The sequence below is a fragment of the Vibrio sp. R78045 genome (assembly GCF_042466085.1).
GTDB lineage: Bacteria > Pseudomonadota > Gammaproteobacteria > Enterobacterales > Vibrionaceae > Vibrio > Vibrio cyclitrophicus.
The window spans coordinates 456,023-481,468 of sequence record NZ_JAXHBS010000018.1; the positions used below are offsets into that span (position 1 = coordinate 456,023).

The 25,446-nt window shown below is 43.1% G+C and carries 20 protein-coding genes; 9 read left to right on the top strand and 11 right to left on the bottom strand.

All coding sequences use genetic code 11. The annotated features are described in order from the left end of the window. Positions 1-13: 13 nt before the first annotated feature. Positions 14-1,375 carry an L-serine ammonia-lyase gene (locus SJY39_RS23770; RefSeq protein ID WP_010441404.1) on the top strand — a complete coding sequence of 454 codons (1,362 nt, stop codon included), beginning with the start codon at positions 14-16 and terminating at the stop codon, positions 1,373-1,375. Positions 1,376-1,584: 209 nt separating this feature from the next. On the opposite strand, the gene SJY39_RS23775 is transcribed toward SJY39_RS23770, so the two are convergent. From SJY39_RS23775 to queD, 3 genes are all read right to left on the bottom strand, one after another. Next, on the bottom strand, positions 1,585-2,727 hold the full coding sequence (locus SJY39_RS23775) for an amino acid permease (protein WP_016767250.1): 1,143 nt from the start codon (positions 2,725-2,727) through the stop codon (positions 1,585-1,587). 81 nt (positions 2,728-2,808) lie between these two features. After that, positions 2,809-3,006, bottom strand: coding sequence for a hypothetical protein (locus tag SJY39_RS23780; RefSeq protein ID WP_022570769.1), 198 nt, complete (start codon positions 3,004-3,006; stop codon positions 2,809-2,811). Between the two features lie 465 nt (positions 3,007-3,471). Continuing rightward, positions 3,472-3,834: a 6-carboxytetrahydropterin synthase QueD gene (gene queD / locus SJY39_RS23785; RefSeq protein ID WP_010441408.1), complete on the bottom strand. Its 363-nt coding sequence runs from the start codon at positions 3,832-3,834 to the stop codon at positions 3,472-3,474. A gap of 352 nt (positions 3,835-4,186) precedes the next feature. Here queD and SJY39_RS23790 point away from each other — a divergent pair, with 352 nt between their 5' ends. Continuing rightward, a complete protein-coding gene (locus SJY39_RS23790; protein WP_010441410.1) occupies positions 4,187-5,821 on the top strand; it encodes a methyl-accepting chemotaxis protein in 1,635 nt (544 codons plus the stop codon). Positions 5,822-5,988: 167 nt separating this feature from the next. On the opposite strand, the gene SJY39_RS23795 is transcribed toward SJY39_RS23790, so the two are convergent. After that, positions 5,989-7,479 (bottom strand): SulP family inorganic anion transporter, encoded by a 1,491-nt coding sequence (locus SJY39_RS23795; RefSeq protein WP_372263982.1) that lies wholly within the window; start codon positions 7,477-7,479, stop codon positions 5,989-5,991. Positions 7,480-8,197: 718 nt separating this feature from the next. On the opposite strand from SJY39_RS23795, the gene asnS reads away from it, so the two are divergent. Beyond that, positions 8,198-9,598: an asparagine--tRNA ligase gene (gene asnS, locus SJY39_RS23800; RefSeq protein WP_016793761.1), complete on the top strand. Its 1,401-nt coding sequence runs from the start codon at positions 8,198-8,200 to the stop codon at positions 9,596-9,598. Between the two features lie 147 nt (positions 9,599-9,745). On the opposite strand, the gene SJY39_RS23805 is transcribed toward asnS, so the two are convergent. Both SJY39_RS23805 and SJY39_RS23810 read right to left on the bottom strand, forming a co-directional pair. Further along, the gene (locus SJY39_RS23805; RefSeq protein ID WP_016784568.1) at positions 9,746-9,952 is read right to left on the bottom strand and encodes a hypothetical protein; all 207 of its coding nucleotides are present in this window, start codon (positions 9,950-9,952) and stop codon (positions 9,746-9,748) included. Positions 9,953-10,096: 144 nt separating this feature from the next. After that, positions 10,097-11,500: a PLP-dependent aminotransferase family protein gene (locus tag SJY39_RS23810; RefSeq protein ID WP_010441418.1), complete on the bottom strand. Its 1,404-nt coding sequence runs from the start codon at positions 11,498-11,500 to the stop codon at positions 10,097-10,099. Between the two features lie 220 nt (positions 11,501-11,720). Between SJY39_RS23810 and SJY39_RS23815 the strand changes: the two genes are divergently transcribed. From SJY39_RS23815 to SJY39_RS23825, 3 genes are all read left to right on the top strand, one after another. Then, complete coding sequence (locus SJY39_RS23815; RefSeq protein ID WP_016788028.1) at positions 11,721-12,020, top strand: hypothetical protein; 300 nt, start codon at positions 11,721-11,723, stop codon at positions 12,018-12,020. A 335-nt stretch (positions 12,021-12,355) separates the two neighbouring features. Continuing rightward, entirely contained in the window at positions 12,356-13,858 is a 1,503-nt protein-coding gene (locus SJY39_RS23820; protein ID WP_016793760.1) for an HD-GYP domain-containing protein, read from the top strand. Between the two features lie 202 nt (positions 13,859-14,060). Beyond that, a complete protein-coding gene (locus tag SJY39_RS23825) occupies positions 14,061-15,251 on the top strand; it encodes an amino acid aminotransferase (protein WP_010441428.1) in 1,191 nt (396 codons plus the stop codon). 135 nt (positions 15,252-15,386) lie between these two features. Here SJY39_RS23825 and SJY39_RS23830 read toward each other — a convergent pair whose 3' ends face one another. Then, on the bottom strand, positions 15,387-16,028 hold the full coding sequence (locus tag SJY39_RS23830; protein WP_016767243.1) for an outer membrane beta-barrel protein: 642 nt from the start codon (positions 16,026-16,028) through the stop codon (positions 15,387-15,389). Between the two features lie 150 nt (positions 16,029-16,178). On the opposite strand from SJY39_RS23830, the gene SJY39_RS23835 reads away from it, so the two are divergent. Next, positions 16,179-18,068 carry a DUF294 nucleotidyltransferase-like domain-containing protein gene (locus SJY39_RS23835; protein ID WP_010441436.1) on the top strand — a complete coding sequence of 630 codons (1,890 nt, stop codon included), beginning with the start codon at positions 16,179-16,181 and terminating at the stop codon, positions 18,066-18,068. Positions 18,069-18,073: 5 nt separating this feature from the next. After that, complete coding sequence (locus SJY39_RS23840; protein WP_010441437.1) at positions 18,074-18,790, top strand: 3'-5' exonuclease; 717 nt, start codon at positions 18,074-18,076, stop codon at positions 18,788-18,790. Between the two features lie 94 nt (positions 18,791-18,884). Here SJY39_RS23840 and SJY39_RS23845 read toward each other — a convergent pair whose 3' ends face one another. From SJY39_RS23845 to SJY39_RS23855, 3 genes are all read right to left on the bottom strand, one after another. After that, complete coding sequence (locus SJY39_RS23845) at positions 18,885-20,900, bottom strand: GGDEF domain-containing protein (RefSeq protein ID WP_016793759.1); 2,016 nt, start codon at positions 20,898-20,900, stop codon at positions 18,885-18,887. A gap of 20 nt (positions 20,901-20,920) precedes the next feature. Continuing rightward, the gene (locus tag SJY39_RS23850) at positions 20,921-22,069 is read right to left on the bottom strand and encodes an extracellular solute-binding protein (RefSeq protein WP_016793758.1); all 1,149 of its coding nucleotides are present in this window, start codon (positions 22,067-22,069) and stop codon (positions 20,921-20,923) included. A gap of 229 nt (positions 22,070-22,298) precedes the next feature. Then, complete coding sequence (locus tag SJY39_RS23855; RefSeq protein ID WP_010441442.1) at positions 22,299-22,994, bottom strand: MOSC domain-containing protein; 696 nt, start codon at positions 22,992-22,994, stop codon at positions 22,299-22,301. Positions 22,995-23,202: 208 nt separating this feature from the next. On the opposite strand from SJY39_RS23855, the gene SJY39_RS23860 reads away from it, so the two are divergent. After that, the gene (locus SJY39_RS23860; RefSeq protein WP_016793757.1) at positions 23,203-24,018 is read left to right on the top strand and encodes a helix-turn-helix transcriptional regulator; all 816 of its coding nucleotides are present in this window, start codon (positions 23,203-23,205) and stop codon (positions 24,016-24,018) included. 189 nt (positions 24,019-24,207) lie between these two features. Here SJY39_RS23860 and serC read toward each other — a convergent pair whose 3' ends face one another. Beyond that, entirely contained in the window at positions 24,208-25,302 is a 1,095-nt protein-coding gene (serC, locus tag SJY39_RS23865; protein WP_010441446.1) for a 3-phosphoserine/phosphohydroxythreonine transaminase, read from the bottom strand. Positions 25,303-25,446: the final 144 nt, after the last annotated feature.

A 25,446-nucleotide genomic window follows, 5' to 3' on the forward strand; every position in this document is an offset into this window, starting at 1 on the left:
TGAGGTAATCGCTATGATTAGTGTATTTGATATCTATAAAATCGGTGTTGGTCCATCGAGCTCACACACAGTTGGACCAATGAAAGCGGGTAAAGAATTTATTGATGACCTACGTTCAATGGGAAAATTGCGCGACATCACTAAAATCACCGTGGACGTATATGGATCACTATCACTGACAGGGAAAGGTCACCACACAGATATCGCAATCATCATGGGTCTTGCTGGCAATACTCCTGAGCGTGTTGATATCGACTCTATTGCTGGCTTCATTGCTCGCGTAGAAGAAACTGAACGTCTACCTGTTGGTATGCACTGTCATACTGTTTCATTCCCACGCGATGGTGGAATGAACTTCCACACTAGCAACCTTTCTCTGCACGAGAATGGCATGAGCATTCATGCTTGGGTTGATGACGAAGTAGCATACTCAAAAACATACTACTCCATTGGTGGCGGTTTCATCGTTGACGAAGAGAACTTCGGCAAAGAAGAAGAAAACCCAATCAAAGCACCTTACGAATTCACAACAGCTGAAGAGCTGGTTAATCAGTGTAAAGAAAGCGGTCTTTCTATCAGTACATTGGTTATGAAAAACCAAGCGGCTTTCCACTCAGACGAAGAGTCTCGCACTTACTTCGCTAACATCTGGAAAACGATGCGTGAGTGTATGGACCGCGGTATGAATACTGAAGGTATCCTACCTGGTCCACTGCGTGTGCCTCGTCGTGCAGCAGCACTTCGCCAACAGCTAATGACTTCAGAAAAAACAACCAATGACCCAATGACGGTTGTTGACTGGGTAAACATGTTTGCTTTCGCCGTAAACGAAGAAAACGCAGCTGGCGGCCGTGTAGTAACGGCACCAACAAACGGCGCATGTGGCATCATCCCTGCTGTATTAGCTTACTACGATAAGTTCATCCAAACGGTTACAGAGAAAGACTACATCCGTTACTTCGCAGCTTCTGGCGCGATCGGTGGTCTTTACAAACGTAACGCTTCTATCTCTGGCGCTGAAGTTGGCTGTCAGGGTGAAGTTGGCGTGGCATGTTCTATGGCGGCGGCTGGTCTTGCTGAACTTATGGGTGGTAGCCCAGAGCAAGTATGTATGGCTGCAGAAATCGGTATGGAGCACAACCTAGGTCTAACGTGTGACCCAGTTGCTGGCCAAGTACAAGTACCATGTATCGAGCGTAACGGTATTGCTGCAGTGAAAGCAATCAACTCGACTCGTATGGCACTGCGTCGTTCTTCTGCTCCCACTGTTTCTCTAGATAAAGTTATCGAAACGATGCTAGAAACAGGCAAAGACATGAACGCTAAATACCGTGAGACGTCTCAAGGTGGTTTGGCTGTTAAGGTTGTTTGTTAATTAACATTCGTTTGTTAGTTAGCATTGGCTTGCTAGTCCGTATTAATTTATTGGCCAGCATCAGTTAAAAAACCAACGCTTAACTCAGTTTGCTTGATAACGAGCAGATAATGAAAAGGAACGCCGATGCGTTCCTTTTTTTGTTTCTGAAGCTTCTGTATCTGAAGGAAGCTTGGTGACTGATTTATTCAACCCACCAAATTGTTTTGTTAAATCACTTGTGAAACAAGCAAGAAGCAACCAAACAACAGTGAAAACAGCATCATTACGTTGCCACCTTCGGCGCGGTACCTATCGTCAGCAACTTTCATGAAACGCTGCTTGTGAACCATTACTAAAGGAACAAACACCGCCAAGAATACCAAAATGATGCCTGCGTAGTTCAATACTTGTAGGAACTTATCTGCAGCAAGTAATGAGCCCACCAACGGTAATATGAAGCTAATGCAATAAGTTACCGCCGTATTTTGATTGAACATATCTTTGTTCTGGTTGAACAACGCCATCGCCACACCAAAGAAAGAGGTTAACAACGCCAAACCTGTAAAGGTAGAAAGTATATTACCCACCCAAGGAGACTGAGCCTCAAACGCCGCCATCAAGTCTGATACGTTTTTGAAGCTTCTGAATTGCTCTTCGCTCAAGTTACCCACTACCGCAAACAACCAACATAAGTAACACACTAATGGGATCAGAGAACCGACGATCACCATGTTACGCAGCTGTTTGTCTGTCGCTTCATGGTTGTAAGAAACCAAAGTTGGAATCACAACCATAAAACCAAAACTGGTAAACAGAATTGCACTGGTTTTAATGAGATCAACGTGGTCATGACTTGTCACCTGCATCAGGTTTTCTTGAGTCATACTCGGCGCCAAAAAAGTCATGGTTGCAAACAAGCTCGCTAACATCACGAAGAACAGTGCACGGTTGAGCTTATCAATTACGCCAGTACCACTTGCGACGACGGCTCCGGCAATAAGCGTGAACACGATTTGGCTCGTGGTCGCGGTGATCTCTATGCCAAAGTTAGACAGTAACTTACTCAGCAAGTCACCTGCGCCCAAAATATAAGCCATCAATAGGCAAATCAATAACGCGTATAGCAAGCCGTTAGTGAGTAGCTGGCCTTGTCTACCCAAGGTTTTTCGGGCAATAGAATTTAATCCTAAACCGCCACCCGCTTTGATGGTCGCTTCTAGAAGTAATAATGCTGCGTAAGTGGTGCCGAAACAGATCAGAACCATCAGCAGTGTGCCGTAAAGCAATCCAAATTGAGCTAATACCATTGGGATCGCAAGCATACCAGCACCGAGAGCGGTACCAGCGATAATTAGGGAGCTCCCTATCATTTTAATATTCATTGTCTTTAACTTATTTGTTTAGTTTTTATAGGTGTAAGTCTTCGTACATCGAGCAGATGACAAAGGTGTTCAGATAGAAATAAAGTTATAAAACGAATAACAATAGGAGCGATAAGCGGTAGAGAAGCGTGCAGAGACATTGTCGAACAGGGCGTTCAAAGGGGAGCTTGTTTTAAAAGAGGTAAAACGAGAAGCGTGAGTGAGCGTTAGCTGATGTGGTGAACCTTCCGTAGGTTCAATAATCGGCGATGTAATCTTGAATTTCATGTATGTGTCCAATAAGTCACATTCCATAGTATTTGAAGCAGCGTATCCGTTGCTGCCTTACCTCTCTCATAGAGGTCTTTTCATCTTATAGAATGAGCCTCGAAACACAACGCTATAGCCACAATTTTTGCTATTAAATTAAACAAAATGGCCATTTGAATACAAATTAACCACTTAACTTTGTAAAACAATAATCATTATTGATAAAAAGCCGCTCCATAAATACATCAAACCCAATAAAATCAGAGCTTGTGCGCAGAGTAACCAAACCAGATAACAAGCACAAAAAAGGCGCTCTTGTGAGCGCCTTTCGTAACTTTGAAACTTTGAAACTTTGAAACTTTGAAACTTTGAAACTTTGAAAACTATAACCTTAAATGCGATATTGAATACTATCGTATTGAAGTTAATTGCTTTGAAAATACAGTTTTCTAAGTGCAGTCTCAAAATTACAGTATTGAAAACTTATTCACCGCGGTAGATACAACCTGCAGTACATGTTTCTTTAATCTCAACTTTGCTTAGAAGCGGCAAGTTTGGTTTTAGCTCGTTCCAGATCCATTTAGCTAATACTTCACTCGTTGGGTTCTCTAAACCTTCAATATCGTTCAAGTAATAGTGGTCGAGACGGTCGTAGATTGGTTTGAATACGGCTTTGATTTCAGAAAAGTCGATTACCCAACCAGTATGCGGATCAACTTCGCCTTCTACGTACAAACGAACAAGAAAAGAGTGGCCATGCAAACGACCGCACTTATGCCCTTCCGGCACGTGTGGAAGATGGTGGGCTGCTTCAAACATAAACTCTTTGTATAACTCAGATCTCATTGTGTTTCTCAGGCTAAAAAAATGACACGCAATTTTACGTAAAACCCTGCCACTTCACAAGTTCTATCAATAGTAAGCCCTCAAACTGATTTATAAAACCAAACACCATCAATCGCATCTATTAATAGATTTAACATTTAAAGTTCGAGAACACGGAAACAAGGTCATACTTATCGCTATTTAATGATAAATTACTGACACTTACGCGCCAAAAAAACAACACAAACTTGTTACATCACAGAAACATCATCATAAGCGGAGAATGGTCACACTATTTGTTATACCCCATAGGTAGTAGGGTCTCTGACACGTAAAGTATGCGCGTCATTATAAATAATAAAAACTATTCCCTATGCGCTCAACAATCACTTTCAAAATCCTGGTGGCTTTGGCCGTCGTGTTTACCTTCCTGCTTGCCATATCGACGTATTTTCAATATTCGCAACAAAAAGAGTTGGTTAACTCGGTACTCAGTGAACAACTACACGACAAAGCGAGTAACTATTTCGATAGCCTCAATATGATGATGCTCACTGGTACCATGGCGCAAAAAGAGACACTCCGTCAAAAAGCGCTAGCTCAAGACGGTATTGAAAATGTTCGAGTCTTGCGTGCAGACGCAGTGAGTAAACTATACGGTCCCGGCAATGAAAACCAAATACCCGTTGATGATATCGACAAGCGCGCATTGGCTGGCGAAACCGTTATCGAACCATTTTCTTCTGATTGGGGAAAAGGCCTTGTTATCGCCCTACCAATGAAATCGAGTGAAAACTATCGCGGTACAAACTGCATCACTTGTCACATGGCACCGGAGGGGGAAGTTTTAGGGGCGATTCGACTTGAATATAACCTTAGCCATGTCAACTCGCTGATCAATACTCAAACGATGACCGCGATCGGTATTATGGCGGTGATCTCTTTTGCTGGTTTCGTGTTAACCATGGGGCTGATTCGTAAAATCATCGTTCGCCCTCTTCAACAGACATCTCGCTTTATGACCCAAGTCAGCAGCGATAAAAACCTATCCACTCGGCTGCCCGAACAAAGTAAAGATGAGATTGGAACACTGGCTAACTCTATTAACTCGTTCATGGGCACCGTTTCCGACAGTTTGGAAAAGGTACAAAACACCTCACATAAGTTGAATGCGTCTGCCAATCAACTGACCAGCGTTGCGCACATTACCGAACAAGCAGCCAGTGATCAGCAGAATGAAACGGCTGAAGTACAAAACAATGTTGAAGGGATACAAGCTCAGCAGATCAACGTAGAACAAGCGACGTTAACGGCCTCCGAACTCATCAACCACACAGCTGATGTAGCGTGCAAAAGTGCCAACCAGGCACATGACGCAAGTGGTGAAATAAAGAACCTAGTCACCAGCATTGAAGAGGTGAAACACAAAATACTGACACTCAATGAGCAAACTGGAGAGGTTTCTTCAATATTGAGTGTTATTCGAGGCATTGCCGATCAAACTAACCTTCTTGCCTTGAATGCAGCAATTGAAGCCGCTCGCGCAGGTGAACAAGGTCGTGGCTTTGCGGTAGTTGCTGATGAGGTTCGTAATCTTGCCTCACGAACGGCTGAAGCGACAGGCAGTATTGAATCGATTATCCATCAGTTCCAACAAGGTAGCGAAGAATCTTTAACTTCGGCCGACCGAGTTTGCGAGCAAGCACATCAAAGCTCAACAGATATCGATGCACTATCGCATGAAATGAACAGTGTCGTGGAAGAGATGAAACAAGTGCTGGCCCATGCACAAAATATCCAGCAGCAAACGCAATCCACCACACTGGCGACCAAAGACGTTCAGCAGAAGGTCGAGACCATCACTTCACATGCCGATAATACGTCACAATCTGCTGGTGAAACCCGCGGGATCAGTAATGACCTTGAAGAGCTGTCTGACCACCTTGAATCACTGATAAATCAATTCACTTTGTCGAGCGCAAACGCCAGAGATAAGAAAAGGTCATAACGCCTAACGCCATAACGCCATAACGCCATAACGCCATAACGCCGCAGTGTGGCGCTGTTTTTGAAGTTGCTTTTCTTTCCTTTTCAACAAAAAAAGCGCTCAATTTTGAGCGCTTTAAGTTATTAGCTTTCTTTATTTAGGACTCGAATTCCCAATTAAACAATCATTTAGTGTGTAATAGAAACCGCAGTTAGGTCTTTATGCTTATGGTACATCGCATGTTTGAAAATAAGATTCGCACTCACAGTATCCATTCCAGAGACTTCAACGTAAGCGCCCTTTTTACGGAACTTGAACACCACCTTATCAAGCGCCTCAACAGAGGTATTATCTAAGAATGACGCATCCGATATATCGATGGTCACTAAAGAGGTCGCGTTGTCATAATCAAATAGATCGACAAACGCATCTGACGAAGCAAAGAAGACATGGCCTTTTACTCGGTGAATGGTGTGCAGTTCGTTAGTCACTACTTCATCGGATATAAACACCATAGATTTGCTGGCATGTGCATAAAACAGAGCCGACAGCACCACGCCAACCGCCACACCTATCGCTAAGTTATGAGTAAACACCACCACCGCCACGGTTGCCAACATGGTTACATTAGTTGGCAGTGTATGGTCTTTAAGCTCAACAACAGAACGCCATGAGAATGTGCCGATAGAAACCATGATCATCACAGACACTAACGCCGCCATCGGTATCAGCTTCAACCAATCAGAAACAAACACCACCATTAGCAGTAAAACCACCCCAGCGATCATACTGGATAATCGGGTTAAGCCACCTGATTTGATGTTAATGATCGACTGACCGATCATTGCGCAGCCCGCCATTCCACCAAAAAGGGAAGCCACGATGTTCGCAACGCCCTGCCCTTTACATTCATTGTTTTTATTACTTTCAGTATCGGTCAGATCATCGACTATGGTTGCTGTCATCAAGGATTCCAACAAGCCAACTAGAGATAGAGCAATAGAATAAGGAAGTATGGTCGCCAGCGTATCAAACGTGAATGGAATATTAGGAATTAAGAACACAGGCAGTGAATCAGGAAGCTTACCCATATCGCCAATTGTTCTTACATCCAAACCAAAGAGCAGACTGACGATAGTAAGTACTACGATGGCAATCAATGGAGACGGTATCGCACTGCCTAATTTAGGGAAATAAGGAAGCAGATAAATAATGGCTAAACCAAGAGCGACTAACAGGTAAACGCTTGATGGCACATTGATGAGTTCAGGGAGTTGCGCCATGAAGATAAGAATCGCGAGTGCGTTAACAAAACCCGTTATGACTGATTTTGAAACAAAGTTCATCAGGTTTCCTAGCTTGAGATATCCAGCCGCGATTTGAATGACGCCAGCAAGAAACGAAGCGGCGAGTAGATATTCTAGCCCGTGGTCTTTAACTAAGGTGACCATTAATAGCGCCATTGCACCTGTTGCACCGGAAATCATTCCCGGACGACTGCCAACCAAAGCAGTGACGACACAAATACAGAACGAGGCATAGAGTCCTACTTTAGGGTCAACGCCTGCAATAATTGAAAATGCGATAGCTTCAGGGATCAATGCAAGTGCAACCACAATCCCAGATAATGAATCTCCTTTAACGTTTGATAACCAGTGTTTTTTTAAATAATTAAGCATGTAATTCTCTTTTACTTGTACAGCCAGTCCTGCCTTGTTGAGACATAATTTGATCGACTGTTTTTCTTGAATGAGCGAGCGCTCGAAAAATGCGGGTGTAGAGAGAATGCAGGGGTTAAGGCGGCGTAATTAACACGTGAATATTAAACTCCTCTTGTTTGTGATTTATTTGCTATTGATTCAGTATGCCCAAACCGCTGGATAATAAGTACTGAGCGATATACCAAGCATTCATCTAAATAGTAAGCATTAACCTAATTAGTAAGTCTTGAGCTAGCTTGAGCCGCGCCAATATAAAGTGAGTCTTGATGCAATCACACATTCATTATTGCAAACAAAGATTCCAAACCTATACCACCTCGTCAACGGTTACGGCTATTCATTAAAACGGTTACTGCTATTTACTAAAACCGTTACTAACCTAGTTTAATAAGCTAACTCCGACATAACGTTTATAAACGTCCAACGGCAATTGCACCGCATGAAATCGAACAAAAAAACAACCCTTAGTGGTTTTTCTTGTCTGCAGACACAATATTTCTTTCGTCGAGCAAGAATAAAGGTTGAAGCTGTCCGTATGACAGGTAATATGTTCAATCGATTTAAAAAGTTTATACAACTCGATGTTTCGGCTAATTATTGTGCGAATATCTATATATTTGCAGTAACGCTAGTAACTTTGAGTTGAATTTGTCCCTCAATGGAGAATGAAATCAACATGACTTACGCGCCTGTAACAGACGTACTTGGCGGCAAGCTAGCGGTAGACAGTGAAGTAACTGTTCGCGGCTGGATCCGTTCACGTCGTGATTCCAAAGCTGGAATCTCTTTCCTTGCCATTTATGACGGCTCTTGTTTCGACCCGATTCAGGCCGTGGTTCCTAATAATCTTAATAATTACGAAAACGAAGTATTAAAGCTAACAACTGGCTGCTCTGTTGAAGTAACTGGTAAGATTGTTGAGTCTCCTGCGAAAGGTCAAGACTTCGAACTAGCAGCAACTGACGTTAAAGTTGTAGGCTGGGTTGAAGACGCTGACACTTACCCAATGGCTAAGACACGTCACTCTATCGAATACCTTCGTGAAGTTGCTCACCTACGCCCACGTACAAACGTGATTGGCGCAGTAGCACGTGTACGTAACTGTCTATCGCAAGCGATTCACCGTTTCTACCACGATCAAGGTTTCTTCTGGACTTCAGCTCCGCTTATCACTGCATCTGATGCAGAAGGCGCTGGTGAAATGTTCCGCGTATCTACGCTAGACATGGAAAACCTACCTCGCACTGACGATGGCAAAGTTGACTTCAACGAAGATTTCTTCGGTAAAGAAACTTTCCTAACAGTATCTGGCCAACTTAATGCTGAAGCTTACGCTTGTGCATTAAGCAAAGTTTACACGTTCGGTCCTACGTTCCGTGCTGAAAACTCAAACACAAGCCGCCACCTAGCTGAGTTCTGGATGGTTGAGCCTGAAGTTGCGTTTGCAGACCTTGACGATGTAGCAAAACTGGCTGAAGACATGCTTAAGTACGTTTTCGCAGCTGTTCTTGAAGAGCGCCGTGACGACCTTGAGTTCTTCGCTTCTCGCATCGACAAGCAAGCAATCACTCGTCTAGAGCAATTCGTAGACGCTGATTTCGCACAAGTTGACTACACTGACGCAATCCAAATCCTACTAGATTCTGGTAAGAAATTTGAATTCGACGTTGAGTGGGGCATCGACATGTCTTCTGAGCATGAGCGTTACCTAGCTGAAGAGCACTTCAAAGCACCTGTTATCGTTAAGAACTACCCGAAAGACATCAAAGCTTTCTACATGCGCTTAAACGACGACGGCAAAACAGTTGCGGCAATGGACGTACTTGCACCAGGCATCGGTGAAATCATCGGTGGTGCACAACGTGAAGAGCGTCTAGACATTCTAGACGAGCGTATGATTGCTATGGGTATCGACCCTGAGCACATGAGCTGGTACCGCGACCTACGTAAATACGGCACAGTGCCACACGCTGGTTTCGGTCTTGGTTTCGAGCGTCTAGTTTCTTACGTAACAGGTATGGGCAACGTTCGTGACGTGATTCCATTCCCACGTACACCACGCTCTGCAAACTTCTAATTCGATATTGAGAGCTTAGCTCTTACTAGAATCTAAAAGTTAAGAACAAATAAAAACCTCCGTAATTTGCGGAGGTTTTTTATATTCGGAATAAAAGAAACGACTGATGCTTCGGCATACCACCAGCAGAAACTAATCATTCAAAAGCTAATCGACATCTTGGTCTTTCGCGTATTTAATGGCAAAGCCACAGATTGCCATCATAACGAATGGGATTGCTGCAGTTGTATATTCAGCCCAAGCCATATCTGCGAATGCTTTGGCCAATAAAACATGGCCGATGATAAGCAGAAGTGCGCACACAATCGCGACAATAATAAGCTTAACTTCGTTTCCCATAGTCACTTTCAACATAACGGTATCTCCAAAATTTGGTCTACCGTTATTGAATCACAACTCTTTGATCAACAAGGCGTACAGTTACAGCGTAATCAGCCCGTACAGTTGAAATCACTCGCTGTTTTATGAGTAACTTAACCTTTTGAGCAAGCTGCCAGACTATGAATTCGTTAATTGATGCGCCAATTGCCCAAGTAACTTCAGAGCTTGCTCTTTCTCTTTAGTCAGTTCATACGAAAAGTTCAACCGAATCGCGTTGTCTACTCTGCCCTGTTCGCTAAACAAATCGCCAGATGCGACGCTAATACCTTGCTCAATAGCCAGTTGATGAAATTGTTGGCTGTCGAATTTCTCAACAAAACGAATCCAGACAAAATAACCGCCAGTGGGCTCTTCAATTTGGATAGAATGTGGAAAGTATTGCCTGATCACGTTGATAAAACTCTCTTTTCTTAGCAACAGGTTTTTGCGCAGTTTACGAAGGTGGTTATCGTAGCTTTCATGCGTCAGAAAGTGTGCGACTCCGAGCTGAACAGGCGCGCTACTCGACAGTGTAGAAAGAAGCTGAAGCTTTTGAATGGCATCATTGAAACGCGTGTTCACAACCCAGCCGACCCGATAACCCGGACACAGACTTTTTGAGTACGAACCACAAAGCAGAACAGAATCAGTCTTATCGAAGGCTTTTAGTGGTTTGGGTTTATGACCCTCGAAGTAGAGGTCACCATATACGTCATCTTCAATAATGTAGGTTTCGTGTTGTTCTGCAATCTCAACCACACGGCGCTTTGCCTCTTCAGACAAACTTGTCCCTGTCGGGTTTTGAAAAGTCGTCATCAGCCAACACGCTTTTACATCTTGGTTTTGTAGTGCGCTTTCAAACTGATCAATATTCAATCCATTGATTGGACAAACATCCACTTCAATCGGATTGAGCCCCAACCTCTCTACGGCCTGTAAAGCGCCATAGAAAGCTGGAGATTCAATCACAACGTTGTCACCTGAATTGGTGACCGTTTGTAGGCTCAAGTTGAGCGCTTCCATCGCACCTGAAGTAATCACGATGTCTTGATGATTCACCGTAATACCCTGCTGCAAATAACGTTGGGCAATTTGCCTTCTGAGTGACTCACTGCCCGGCGGTAAATTATTAATGACACTCGCTCCCGTCATCTTTCTTCCTGCACTCGCGAGGTTTCGGGTCAAGGTAGGCAAAGGAAAAAGGTCAGGATCTGGGAAGGCTGAGCCAAAAGGTATTACACCTTCTGCGGAACTCGATTTTAAGAAATCAAACAAGCGGTCATTGATCGCTTTCTTCTCACGCTCTGGCGTTAATAGGTAATCCATATCATCCATTCTGGGCGCGACAAAATAGCCAGATTGAGGCTTGGCGATAATCCAACCTTCACTTTCTAACAATTGATAGGCTTGTAGAACAGTACTATTACTGACGTTGTAATTTCGACAACTCATGCGCACAGAAGGGATCTTCTCCCCGGACCGCCAAGTGTTGTTAGCAATCTGAGTTCGAATGTCCTTTGCAAGCTCTTCATAACGCGCCATCTAACTGTACTACCTAGATAAATTCTAATAAGCCGGAGATTTTATCACTAACGTTAACAACTATTGCTGCTATCCATATGATTACCCCTGATTTCTATAATTGTGTGAATTGGTTCACAGATAACTTTGTAAGCTTTGCTAAGTTTGTAATCAGGGCGAGAGCCAAGTTCGCTCTAAGCCTCAATAATTTGATGTAACCCAAAAAACATGCGAGATAACAATGACAAAAATAAAAGCAGACCAATTAAGTTATAAAGGAGAGTCAAACGGTGTTCATAGTTGGACGACACCGAGTGGCCAGCCATATTACTGGCACCCAGACTGGCTTCATATCGCTGAAGATGCAACAGGTTCGCATCCAAAGCAGAAGATCGACGTAGAGCAAGATCAAGCGCCGACAGAGAAACACGCGGTGTCTGCAATTCTTAAGCACTTAAACCAGTGGGCAACTGACAAACTGGCGTCTCATCCTGATATTGAAACCAGTTCTATTGAAGCTGAAATCAATCTAAAAAAATAATACACAATTAAACGTAACGGCTTTCGCTGTTCTTCAAGAGCAAGCCAAGATCGACCACAGAATAGCCTCGACTCTCTATCGAGGCTATTAACGTATACTCATAGTAATGCTGTAATAATCCCCACTTAGTTAACAAATCACTTACACACATCAATTTCTTGTATCAATCAACGAAAGCTATCGATAGAATTTCCGGTCTTATTTACGCAAGTCATTCAAGTTATTTATATTTCAATACAGGCAATGCGTATTTCACAGCAAGTATGCGTGCTTAAAACTCGTGAATCTAATAAGCATTATGTAGATCAGAAACGAAAACGAATAAAGGCTTATCGATGGATACATCAAACTATAATCAGTCGCTAACAACTCAACTGTACGTTATCGCTGGCGTACTTTTTGGCACCTATTGCAGTCGAGTATGCCCTATGCTCGACACCTTAACGACCCTAGAAATATTCACTCAAGTGAGCATCGTTTTGGCCTTGGTTTGGCTTGTGCGCCATTTCCTGTTTGCACACCACACTTTGGTTAAACAAGGTCGGTTTGCACAACTCGATTCCCTGTTGTTTTTTGTAGCAAGCGTCCCTTTCGCTCTTTATTACAACTTGAGTTACGACTTCACTATCGATAGTAATTTAAAAGTGGTCTTCGGAATGACGTTGTTCGGCTTTTTTACGGGAAGCATTCTGCAACTGAAAGCCAAATTGAATCAGATAGACAAGATGGAAAAATCTGGGCAATTTGACTTCCAACTAGTAGGAGAGCGAAGTTCATTAGTGAATCAGATGATCGGTTTAGTCATCGTACTTCTAATCACACTGACCACTATGCTGACGATGGTGGCTGTTAAAGATATTTTTTGGCTGGAGAACAACCCTGAACGCTTGTTGGATGGCACCGGCAAAGTCAGCGTGATTAAAGAGTTCATCTATTTAGCGCTAGTACTTGGTGGATACGCGATAACCATAATGACACTTTGGAACAAGTTGATTAAACGTATTCTCCTTAGCCAAGAGTGCGCCTTGAATAAAGTTACCCAAGGTGAACCAGGCATTCGTCTACCGATTTTCGGCTACAACGAGCTAGGTTCTATGGCATCCATGACTAACATCATGCTAGATAGCCTTGAAACCGCGCAGAACGAAGTAAAAACCACACGTGATGTTGCGATTGTTAGCTTGTCGGCGCTTGCAGAGTCTCGAGATAATGAAACGGGTGCTCACATTCTGAGAACTCAAGAGTACGTAAAGGTACTGGCACAAGAGCTTAGCAGGTCGGAAACACACGCTAATTTGTTAACTCCGAATTATATCGAATTACTTTATAAATCGGCTCCCCTACATGACGTCGGCAAGGTAGGTATTCCTGACAAGGTTTTACTAAAACCCGGTAAATTAACCGATGAAGAATTTGAAATAATGAAAGGTCACCCTGCAATTGGTGCTGAAGCCCTGTCTATTGCAGAAAAGCAGTTGGGAAGCTGCTCATTCTTAAAAGTCGCGAAAGAGATATCACTGACGCATCATGAGAAATGGAATGGCAGCGGCTATCCAAATCAGTTGTCCGGTGAAGAAATCCCGTTATCTGGCCGATTAATGGCATTAGCAGATGTTTATGATGCGCTCATATCGAAGCGCGTGTACAAGCCAGCCTTTACTCACGAGCAAGCTAAACAGATTATCTTGGAGGGCAATGGGACGCATTTTGATCCGCAAGTTGTTCAAGCATTTCTTACTGTTGAACAGCGGTTTGTCGAGATTGCAGCGACCTATAAAGATGGCAAAAACATCCCAAGTGAACTTGAACGCGAGAGCTTCATTGCTCAACCAGCATAATCTATTCAAAAATCACTAACTTCTTACACCCTATAGGTTAACCCGTAGGGTGTTTTGTTATCAAATACCCTCTTTAGTCAATAAATCTGATTGAAATGGATTTTTTTTGGTCTTTCTGTTCACTTCGTATTGTCTTAAAAATTCCATACAGGTATAACTACCAGTAGATACTATCCCCTCTCAATTGACATGGATGAAGATTATGTTTGAAAAAGTGTTAGCTGCTCCCGCCGACCCTATCCTCGGCCTTACTGAAGAGTTTAAAAAAGACTCTCGCGCAGAGAAAATCAACCTTGGTGTTGGCATCTACAAAAATGAAGATGGTCAAACGCCTGTACTTAAAACAGTAAAGAAAGCAGAAGCTGCACTTCTTGAAAACGAAAAAACCAAATCTTACCTAACAATTGAAGGCACGGCTGAATACGGTCTAGCCGTTCAGAAACTTCTTTTCGGTTCAGATGCAGAAATCGTAACGTCTCAGCGTGCTAAAACAGCACAAGCTCCAGGTGGTACGGGTGCACTTCGCGTAGCAGGTGAATTCATCAAGCGCCAACTGGGCGACGTGAAAATCTGGATCAGTAACCCAACTTGGGCTAACCACAACGGCGTTTTCGCTGCGGCAGGTATCGAAACCGCTCAATACAGCTACTACAACGCTGAAACAAAAGACAAAGATTTCGCAGGCATGGTTGCTGACCTAGAGAAAGCTTCTGCTGGCGATATCGTTCTTCTTCACGGCTGCTGTCATAACCCAACAGGTATCGACCCAACAACTGAAGAGTGGGAAGTACTGGCTAAACTAGTTGCAGAGAAGAAACTGCTTCCTCTATTCGATTTTGCTTACCAAGGTTTTGCAAAAGGCGTTGAAGAAGATGCGGCTGGCTTACGTATTTTTGCTCAATACAACAAGGAGATCCTTGTTGCTAGCTCATTCTCTAAGAACTTCGGCTTGTACAACGAACGCGTAGGTGCATTCACTCTTGTTGCTGAATCTGCAGACGTAGCAACGACAGCGTTCTCTCAAGTTAAGAGCATCATTCGCTCTATCTACTCTAACCCACCAGCGCACGGTAGTGCTGTAGTAACTCACATCCTTGGTGATGCTGATCTACGTGCTGAATGGGAAGCGGAAGTAGCAGAAATGCGTGATCGTATCCAAGAGATGCGTGAGCTGTTCGTAACAACACTGAAATCTGAAGGTGTTGATGCAGACTTCACATTCATCGAACGCCAAAACGGCATGTTCTCGTTCTCTGGCCTAAGCAAAGAGCAAGTAACTCGCCTGAAAGACGAATTCGCTATCTACATTGTTGGCTCTGGCCGTATTAGTGTTGCTGGTATGACTAAGTCAAACATGGGTCCTCTGTGTAAAGGTATCGCTGCGGTTCTTTAATCGTAAAGCATAAACCTGTACTTGAAGACGTATAGATATCAAAAAGCCAGCAGTTACGCTGGCTTTTTTACGTCTGAGTTTTGATGTATGAATCACTTACTTTGTGTATCAAACACTTAGTCTTCATATCGTTGACTAATACTCTAGAACAAACTCCACTCCAAGCTCATTGGTGCGTTCACTGCGAATCTTACCTTCACCGTCTCGGTGTTGATAAGAGCCACCAATCGCAAACTTATTGGTCACTAGATAACGTAAACCCACGTGGTAAATTTCTTCATCAAACAGGTCACTGCGATTCACTTGCACACTGCCGTTTGCAATCCAACGTTTCGCAAATCCATAGTTAAGTTCGGCTTTTATCCCTTGGATGAACTCAGTGTCCGAAGATTCAGTTCGGTTGGTATCATTATCTTCAACCTTACCCTTAGTAATACCAAGCAGGTAGTAAGCCACCACATCTAAATCTTTTTTAATACTATATCGATAACCAACACCCGGCATAAGCGTATCAATTCGAGTTGTCGTTTCATCCGGGTGGATGAAACGTGCACTGTAGTCACCTAGCAACAACCAGTCGTCAGTCATGGCGTAACTCACACCCAACCCATATGACGAAGCATTGTTATTACTGCCGGCATCTTCATTTAAACTGCCCGAATGCGCGGTGGCGTATATATGGTCATAATCAAGAATATCCACACTATGAGTTTCTGCCCACAAATTTGGAGAAAACATAAAAACTGCAGATACCAAACTAAGCTTCCACTTCGACATTCCTATTATCCTTAAGCAATCACTCCATTAACTGAAAGATTAGTCTATCCATAAGACTTTAAAAAGGTTTTAGCTCACAGATTGATTTGTCACGGCAAATTATTATCAAATGTTGTACCATGAAATCATACAAACTAATGGATGATCATTATGGATGCTGAGTTATTAGAGATTCAGAACTTTCTGGCACAATACCCACCTTTCACAGAACTCCCTGAGGAGGCCTTGATGAAAGTGACCAGTAGCGTAGAAATTTCTTATTACCGCCAAGATACACCTATCATTCACTTTGGTGACCAAATTCATGATCTCTATATCGTTCGAAGCGGTGAAGTAGAAGTTTATCGTCGTAAAGGCGAACTCTATAACCGCCTTGATGAAGGGCACTTGTTCGGCCAAATGGGCTTGCTGACCAACAACAAGGTTCGTTTTCCAGTGAAAGCGACCGAAGATACCCTACTCTATTGCATTCCTGAGCCAATCTTCCAAGAACTCTATGACAACTATGACTCTTTTGCCGACTTCGTTGAAGTCGAAGACAACGCCCGCCTTCGTCAAGCTAATTCAGACAGCAACGACGCTAATGATTTAACGACCTCTAAGGTGAAAACACTGCTCACCAGTGAAGCACCGATGATCGAAAAAACGCGCACGATTCAGCAAGCTGCCACCATGATGGCCGAAGACAACGTCTCTTCACTGCTCATTATTGACCCAGATATTGTTGAAGACGATGAAGACGACTCAACGCCTGTTATCGGCATTATCACGGACCGAGACTTGTGTACACGCGTTCTCGCAGAAGGCCTCGACCCATCCGATGAAGTATCAAGCGTAATGACAGCCGAGGTTATCTCGCTAGACCATAACGCCTATGTATACGAAGCAATGATGACTATGCTTCGCTACAACGTGCATCACCTACCAGTACTAAAAGACAAGAAGCCAATCGGTATAATCGAAGCAACTGATATCGTGCGTTACGAATCTCAAAACTCCCTATTATTGGTAAGCAGTATCTTCCAACAGCAGAGTATTGAAGATCTCAAAGTGCTCTCAGAACAAGTAAAAGACAGCTTTGTTCGTCTAGTCAACGAAGACGCCAACGCACATATGGTTGGTACCGCTATGTCAGTAATTGGCCGTAGCTTTAAACAACGTATTATCGAGTTAGGTGAAGAGAAACTGGGTAAAGCGCCCATTCCTTATTGTTTCCTTGCACTCGGCTCTATGGGCCGTGACGAACAGCTGCTAGTCACAGACCAAGATAATGCCATCATTCTTGACGATACGTACGACGAGAAAAAGCATGGTAAATACTTTGAAGAGCTTTCCACTTTTATCTGTGACGGTTTAGATCAATGTGGTTACGTTTACTGTACTGGCGACATCATGGCGACAAATCCTACTTGGCGCATGACACGTCGCCAATGGGAAGAGTGCTTTGCCGATTGGATTGATGATCCGAACCCGAAAGCACTACTAAATGCTTCCATCTTCTTTGATTTAGATGGCGTGTATGGCCGCTTAAAATGGGCTGAGCAATTGAACAGCTTCATCGTAAGACGTGCACGTAAGAATAATCGCTTCTTAGCGTGTCTTGCTCGTAACGCGCTCAACCGCACACCGCCTCTGGGTTTCTTCAAAGATTTCGTAATGGAGAAAGATGGCCGTCACAACAACTCGATCAACCTTAAACGTCGTGGCACCGCGCCACTCGCAGACTTAATTCGTGTTCACTCTTTAGCGGTGGCTTCTCGTTCAAAGAACTCATTTGAACGTTTGGATGACATTATCGACGCCGGTATTTTGCCAAAAGGTAGAGCACAAGACTTGAAAGACGCCATGGAGTTTATCTCTCTAGTTCGTATTCGTCATCAAGCACACGATGTTGACAATAACATCGAGCCTGATAACAACATTGAACCCGAAAACCTTTCAGATTTTGAACGTCGTAACTTGAAGGACGCATTCCAAATTCTTAGCAACGCGCAAAACTTCCTTAAGTTCCGTTATCAAGCTAGCAATAAGTTTAAGTAGGGACTATGAGTAAATTATTTAGAACTCCTGCGGTGGACTGGCCTTTTAAGTTTGCGCAAAAGCTAGAGCGTTCAAAAGATGAGCGTTTGCAGAAATTTTATAGTGAGCCACTTCCGGCTCCAGATACACCACTTTCTGAAGTGACCTTTTTAGCAGTGGACTTTGAAACCACAGGCTTAAACCCTGTTAAAGATGGCATCATTACCATTGGGTTAGTCCCGTTTACGCTCAATCGTATTTATCTACGACAGGCAAGACACTGGACACTTAGGCCTAAACAAAAACTAGAAGAAGAATCAGTCGTCATCCATGGCATTACTCACAATGACATTATTGATGCTCCAGATTTAAATGAAGTGCTTGAAGATATTTTGGGGGCAATGGCAGGCCACATTCCAGTTGTTCATTACCGTCGAATTGAGCGTGATTTCTTGGACAACGCGTTAAAAGTAAGGCTAGGCGAAGGCATTGAGTTTCCAGTATTAGATACACTAGAAATAGAATCTCAAATTCAGCATAAATTGGCCGGTGGCTTGTGGAATAAACTCAAAGGCAAGAAGCCGGCATCAGTAAGACTTGGGCAAAGTCGTCGTCGATACCACTTACCGGACTACACGCCACACCACGCACTAGTGGATGCCATTGCAACCGCAGAGCTACTCCAAGCGCAGATTGCTCATCACTACAGCGATGACATGCCTTTAAAGGATTTCTGGCTGTAGTGGCTGCTACATGGCGAATCGGTGGCAGAAGAGCAATATAGAGTTAGATATATGAAAAAAGAGGTGCATCATGCTCCTCTTTCTCTATTCATTGTTATTTGTCTGTCGAAAGCAAAGACTGATAATAATGGCGTTTCTGTTTATACATATCCTCATCGGCGACAGCGAACAGATTATCGAGATCGGTAGATTCGCTGCACGAAGACCCGATAGAAAATCGAACCGGAATAGAGATACCAGCTTTAGCTTCAATAACTTGTCCTTCTTGGTCCGCATACAGACACTGCACCAATGAACCTGCACTTTGAAGATCTTGACCGTGACCGCTTAAAGTGAGGATCCCAAACTCGTCTCCTCCTAAACGGTACAAATTACTCATACTATCCAGTCGCTTACGAATAACTTCCACACTACACTGTATCAACTGATCTCCGACCTTATGCCCGTAGACGTCATTCGTATTTTTCAATCCGTTGATATCAATAATAAATAAAGACAGTGTATCTCGGTTGTTGACGACACACCGCTTACTAAACTCAAAATCTTCGTTAAACGCTTTTCGGTTATAGCAGCCTGTCTGCATGTTAACTCGAGTGATGTTTTCTAGCTCTATCCAACTGGCTAACTGTTTTTGGTACAAATCGAAAATTAATACGTCTTCTTCGCTCAGACGATCAAACTCTTTAGAAACAAAGTAGCCAATAGTGGCGCCTTTAGAATCCACCAATACTTTAGAATCCAAGAGCACTTTAGAACCCAACAGCGCTTTAGAATCCAATAGCGCTTTGCTGCTCTCGGGCTTATCACTAAAACTGAACTGCATACAACAGTTAGGCAATATCGATACAAGTTGTACATTAACCAGCTCTGGAATTAGGCGATATTCAACACTTTTTCTCATCGAAGCAAACTGAACAATCTTGAGAATTCGATGCTTATGTGATTCTTCACGGGCTAATGAATACGCTAGGCTGCTGGTTTTCTCTTCTACCGTTTTCTCTAACTGTATATTGAAATTTTCTAGCTTGTTATTACTCTCGGCAATCTGATAGTTAGCAGAAATTAACTGCTCATTTCGTACCGTTAATTCACTGAGTTGATGCTGTATTCGAGCCCACATTTTTCCTAATAAACTGCTGAGAGTGAAGAACTCCGTAAAACGATGCTCTTCTAGTTTATGATTAGGCAACTTATTACTCGAATATGACCCAACCGACTCTGTTAGCAAGTTCAACTGTTGTGAGAACAAACGACTTAAAAGCAGAGCACACACAATAGCAATGGCTAATGTTGCGAATAGAATTTTGACAAACACCGCCTCTGATTGTTGCATTTCTAACAATCGAGCACTGTCAGAAACATTATGTTTTATCGAGAGCCTTAAAGGTGCTGAAAACAAGTCGTTGCCTATTGAAACGAGCTTCGTTTCAGACGCAGTGTTCTCTGCATTAGTGCGTTCGACGCTAGTGCGTTCTAAACCAGAGTGAGGAACGTGATTAAACTCGACCGACTCATTCTCATATAGGAAGGGGGTGACTTTGGACTCCAACCGGTCGTAACCCATCAGTACAACCAAATAACCTTGCGGTGTATAACTAGAACCTTCAATAAGCCGATAAGGCAAAATGGGAGCAACAAACGCAATGCCTGCACTGGCATCATCCACTAACTCAGGTTCAGTAAATTCAGTGTGAAACAGCTTTCCTTGCTTATAGGTTAAAAGCGGCTGCTTCAAATCTTCGAGTAACTGACTTTTCTCAAAGTGATACAAACTGCCCTTGCTGTCATAAATAGGTTTCCAGTAACGATCCAGTATGTACGTGGCTGACACGCTATCAGCCAACGAATTAAAACTATCCATCTTGTCCCAGACTACGCTCGAGAAAAAGATATTCCCTCCCGCCTTAATCAAAGAGCGATCCTGCGAATACCATTGTGTAAGGCTTGCGATGAGATTAACTTTGTCAAATACCGTTTGCTCAATACCGATAGTCGAATTGGCCAACTTGATTTCTTTTTGCTCTAGAGAGCTTTGGCTTTGTTGATTCAATATAAGCTGTCCAGCGACATAAACAGGAAGCAATGAACAAGCAAGTAGTACTAACCCCATGGTGTACTTTAGAGAAAGTTTCAATTGCCGGACCTCATCGTCGCCGAGTAATAGAGCACGAATTCATCATAGAACTTATGCAACTCTGCCTTTGGCATACCTGACTTGAATCGCTCATATGCCCTTGCAGACGCTTCCCATACAATCGCCATTCGGTAATCACTCGACATCATTTGCGACGACTGAAACTCATCGTACATATTGGAAAAGGTGTGATTCCCCTCTTTTACTCGACGTTGATTCACTTCGTAAAATGGAGAGATCATTGCATTTGAGTGAGCTAAGTAGGTGAAGCGATTCGATTGTAAGTATTCAACCACCTCCTTCAATGCCTCTCTTTTCTCTGGATTTTCCATACCTTTTTTGGTGATAGCGAACACTTTCGCGCCACTAAAAGAGGACATAGATCTTCCTTGATACGTCGGCAATGAATTCACGTGTAAAGCCTCACCAAAAGCCGAATCAAGTTCACTAAACGCCCAATCTCCATCAATTAGAAACTCAACTTCACCATTAATGAATTGCTGCCTAGCGCATACTTCATCACAAGATCGTTCAATAGTATTTGTCTTTTCAAGCATCTCGATAAACTCAAAAACCGAGACCAAACCTTTGCCATTGACATTCTGCGCTGAAAGCAAATTTTTTGAAAATAGCTGATAAAATGCCAAATAGAAGTACATATTTGGATTAGGGAAAAGAAGGCTTACCTGCTTCGTATCTGCAGAACGTTGGATTAACGACTCCCAAGTAATGACTTGAGATTGTGGTTTATTTGAATACAACACTATCTGATTACCAATACCAACAGGCAGCGCTTTAAGCTCACCGTCGATAACCACTGCATCAAGCGCTTTCTTCTCATAGCGTGAGGTATTAACCCAATTTTCAGGGAGGGTAGCAAGATCGATATATTCACTTAACCCTAGGAAATCGGAAGGCACCCAAATAGCATCTGGGAAGATATTATCCCTAGGATCTGCAACAAGAAGCTCTGAACGAATACTGTTGACGTTGAATGGGCGAATTTCAACGTAATGCTCGGTCATCGACTCAATATGTTCTTTGACATAGTCGGCGGTTTCATAGTTGATACCCGCCCATATTTCGAGTGTAGAGGCACAAGTAAACATCGGAAAAAACGCCGGCAAGATACTCAGTAGTCTCACACATCACTCCAATAGGTAAAAAAACATCAGGGTCAAACTTAATTATTCGAACACAAACCAACCTCATCACTACGCGATCACTTGCTAGTTGTTATTTTTTGGCGATACGTTATATAGCAAAAAACCATGAAGAAATAGGACAACGTGACAACATATCATACCCTTAAGTATTGCCTAGGCAAAAAAAAATACCGCAAAAGCGGCATTCATCTCATTTGGTGCTATTGAATTAGTTGACCAATGTTGGCCCAACTAATCGCATTTCCCAATCTTCAACCTCACCCGTTTCCAAACGTCGTTCAACAAGCTTTCCCCAGGATTCAACTAACGGCAAATCAGCTAATTGGCTTAACTCTCGTTTATCGAGACAACCAGTGAAGACCGCTCCCATGATTCGAGCTAGAGACCAGTCAGGATAAGGTCTTTCGCACAAAATAATCTCGTCACCAGCTCCAATATTCCCGTGTTCCAATACTCGAAAGTACCAACCAGTACGAAGAGTATCTTGCAGTCTTCTTGCCATATCATTTTGCTCGAATCTTACGTTCAACTTCCAACAAGGCATACGTCCCTGTGAGACTTCCAACACTGTTGAACCAATGCGAATCTTATCTTTCAAACAAATTGACGCTTCAGTTATACCACTTGAGCTGAGGTTCTCGCCAAATGCGCCTGCAGCTTGGAAAATCGATTTGTCGCCTAGCTCGCGTTGCCAAGCTGGGTAGTGTTCACTTGGATAAATATGAAGGGCTTTTTGAATACCACCATGGAAACGAGGATCGCCTTGCTCGTCATTTGTAAAACCAAGCTCTGTGGCATGTTGACGACTAGGTACAACTTGTTTGTTAATGGCACTTTTTGATCCGTGTGCAAAGTCCACAGTCTTGCCTGTTAATACACTATTCACTACGCCTAACTTTTTCATATCCCTGCCCTTTTAACCGTAACTTGTCTGCTGAACTTTATCGCTTGATCTATCGTTTGATTAACGTTGCCGCTTGCTTAAACATGCCGTTTTCTTTGGATATTCCAACTTGATATCGCATACATTTTCTTTCGCGGCTTCATTCACGTTTCCCAACATGATAGCCTAGCGAACCTGTGTCAGGATAGAGATGTAAGGACAGTTAACAATGCTAACCCGCCAAATTGATTCTCAATCCGATGTCATGACTTCAAATGAAATGATGGCTACCAGTTTCCATTCACCTGCATTGGTGAAGACCATCGACATGCCCAAAGGGTATATTGACAAAATGCATCAGCACACATGGCATCAAGTTATCTTTCCCATCAAAGGGCTGTTGCAAACCAAAACTGATCACTACCAACACCTTGTGCCACACACCTCAGCCTTGTTTGTTCCTGCCAGTATCCCACATGAATCTATCGCACTTAGTCATACGACGTTTGTCGGCATTTATATCAATCCTGATTTTGGCACGACCTATGATCCTCAAGTGCGAACCATTACGCTCACGCCGTTCTTAAATGAACTGTTACAAGAGCTCCGAAGGCAGTGTGAAGGACACAAAAGTGATGAGGAAGTATCACGTTTGCTCGCGGTTTTACATGACCAAATCATGAAAGGTAATGTACAGACCTTTCAACTATTATTACCCGAAGACAGACGCTTAAAACTAATATTTGAAGCGCTTACAGATATTCCAGCATTAGATTGGTCGCTCAGTGAATGGGGGAAGAAAGTAGGCGCATCAGAGCGCACGTTATCGCGGTTATTCTCAAAAGAATTCAATACGTCGTTTCAATTATGGCGACAGCAAATACGACTGATTTACTCGCTGTCTTTATTGGATGAAGAACTCTCAATTCAAAATATTGCCGACAAAGTGGGTTATCAGAACGACTCTTCATACATCAAAGCTTTCAAGGCCTATTTTGATGTTACCCCACAGCAGTTTCGTGTTAATGGTCAACGGAGAGTGTAAGTGCTAATGGTGAGATACGAGCAGTGATGGGGCTTAATAAAACAAGTGAAGTGTTACTTTCTACTTTGTAATAACTTGTCGTACAAGAGCCTAGTTAGAAGCTAAGAAGGCAGGCTTACCGCTTCAAAGAAATAAAAAAAGAGGAGCATCAAGCTCCTCTTTCGAATTGTGAATATTGAAGTTCGCTTACTAAGCGTATTTTTCTTCAAACTCTTTCATAAAGCTCACCAATGCTTGAACACCTTCTAGTGTCATTGCGTTGTATAACGAAGCTCTCATACCGCCAACAGCGCGGTGACCTTTAAGTGATTTAAGGCCTGCAGCGTCAGCTAGCTCAAGGAACTTGCTATCCAGTTCTGGTTTCGCCAATTGAAATGGCACATTCATTCTTGAGCGGTTTGCTGTGTGAACATCGTTTCTGTAGAAAGCAGAATCATCAATCGCGTTGTAAAGTAGCGCCGCTTTTTCTTGATTGACGCGCTCCATTGCTTCAACACCACCTTCAGCTTTCAGCCATTTAAATACAAGGCCCGATAAGTACCAAGCATACGTTGGTGGCGTGTTAAACATTGAGTCTTTTTCAGCAAGCACTTTGTAGTTAAGAATACTCGGTAGCACATCGTTTGCAAGATCGAGTAGATCATCACGAACGATAGCAATGCAGATACCCGCAGGACCAATATTCTTTTGAGCGCCCGCGTAGATAACGCCGTACTGAGAAACATCGATTTGACGAGACAATATATTTGATGACATGTCGGCAACGATTGGTTTATCAGTTTGCGGTAGCTCGCTGATCTCAATGCCATCTATAGTTTCATTTGGGCAGAAGTGCACGTAAGCTGCTTTCGGATCGATTTTCCAATCTTTAGCTGGTACAACCGCCGCTTTACCATCAATTGATGTTTTCGCGTTGAATACATCGATTTCACAGTACTTACTTGCTTCTGTCACTGCGCTTTCTGCCCAGTAACCCGCATCAATATAAGTCGCAGTCTTTGCGTCACCCAGAAGGTTTAGAGGCACAGCAGCGAATTGAGCACGAGCGCCCCCCTGACAAAAAAGAACTTTGTAGTTGTCTGGGATATTCAAAAGATCACGTAGGTCTTGCTCAGATTCGTCGGCAACTTTAATAAACTCTTTGCTTCGATGGCTGATTTCCATAACGGAAGTACCCAAACCATTCCAATCAATGAAATCAGCTTGTGCTTGTTTCATTACTGGTTTAGGCAGTGCCGCTGGACCAGCACTAAAGTTAAAGACGTTATCTAATGTAAGTTCCATGGGGGTAATTGCTCCTGCTAAATAATAACTAAGCAAGTAATACCATGTTTTCCCCAACATAAAAACCACAAAAGAAGTCTTAAGACCTCTTTTGTTTCGTACCGTACAAAATGTTTAACTTAACTCGTTAAAACACCCTACCAG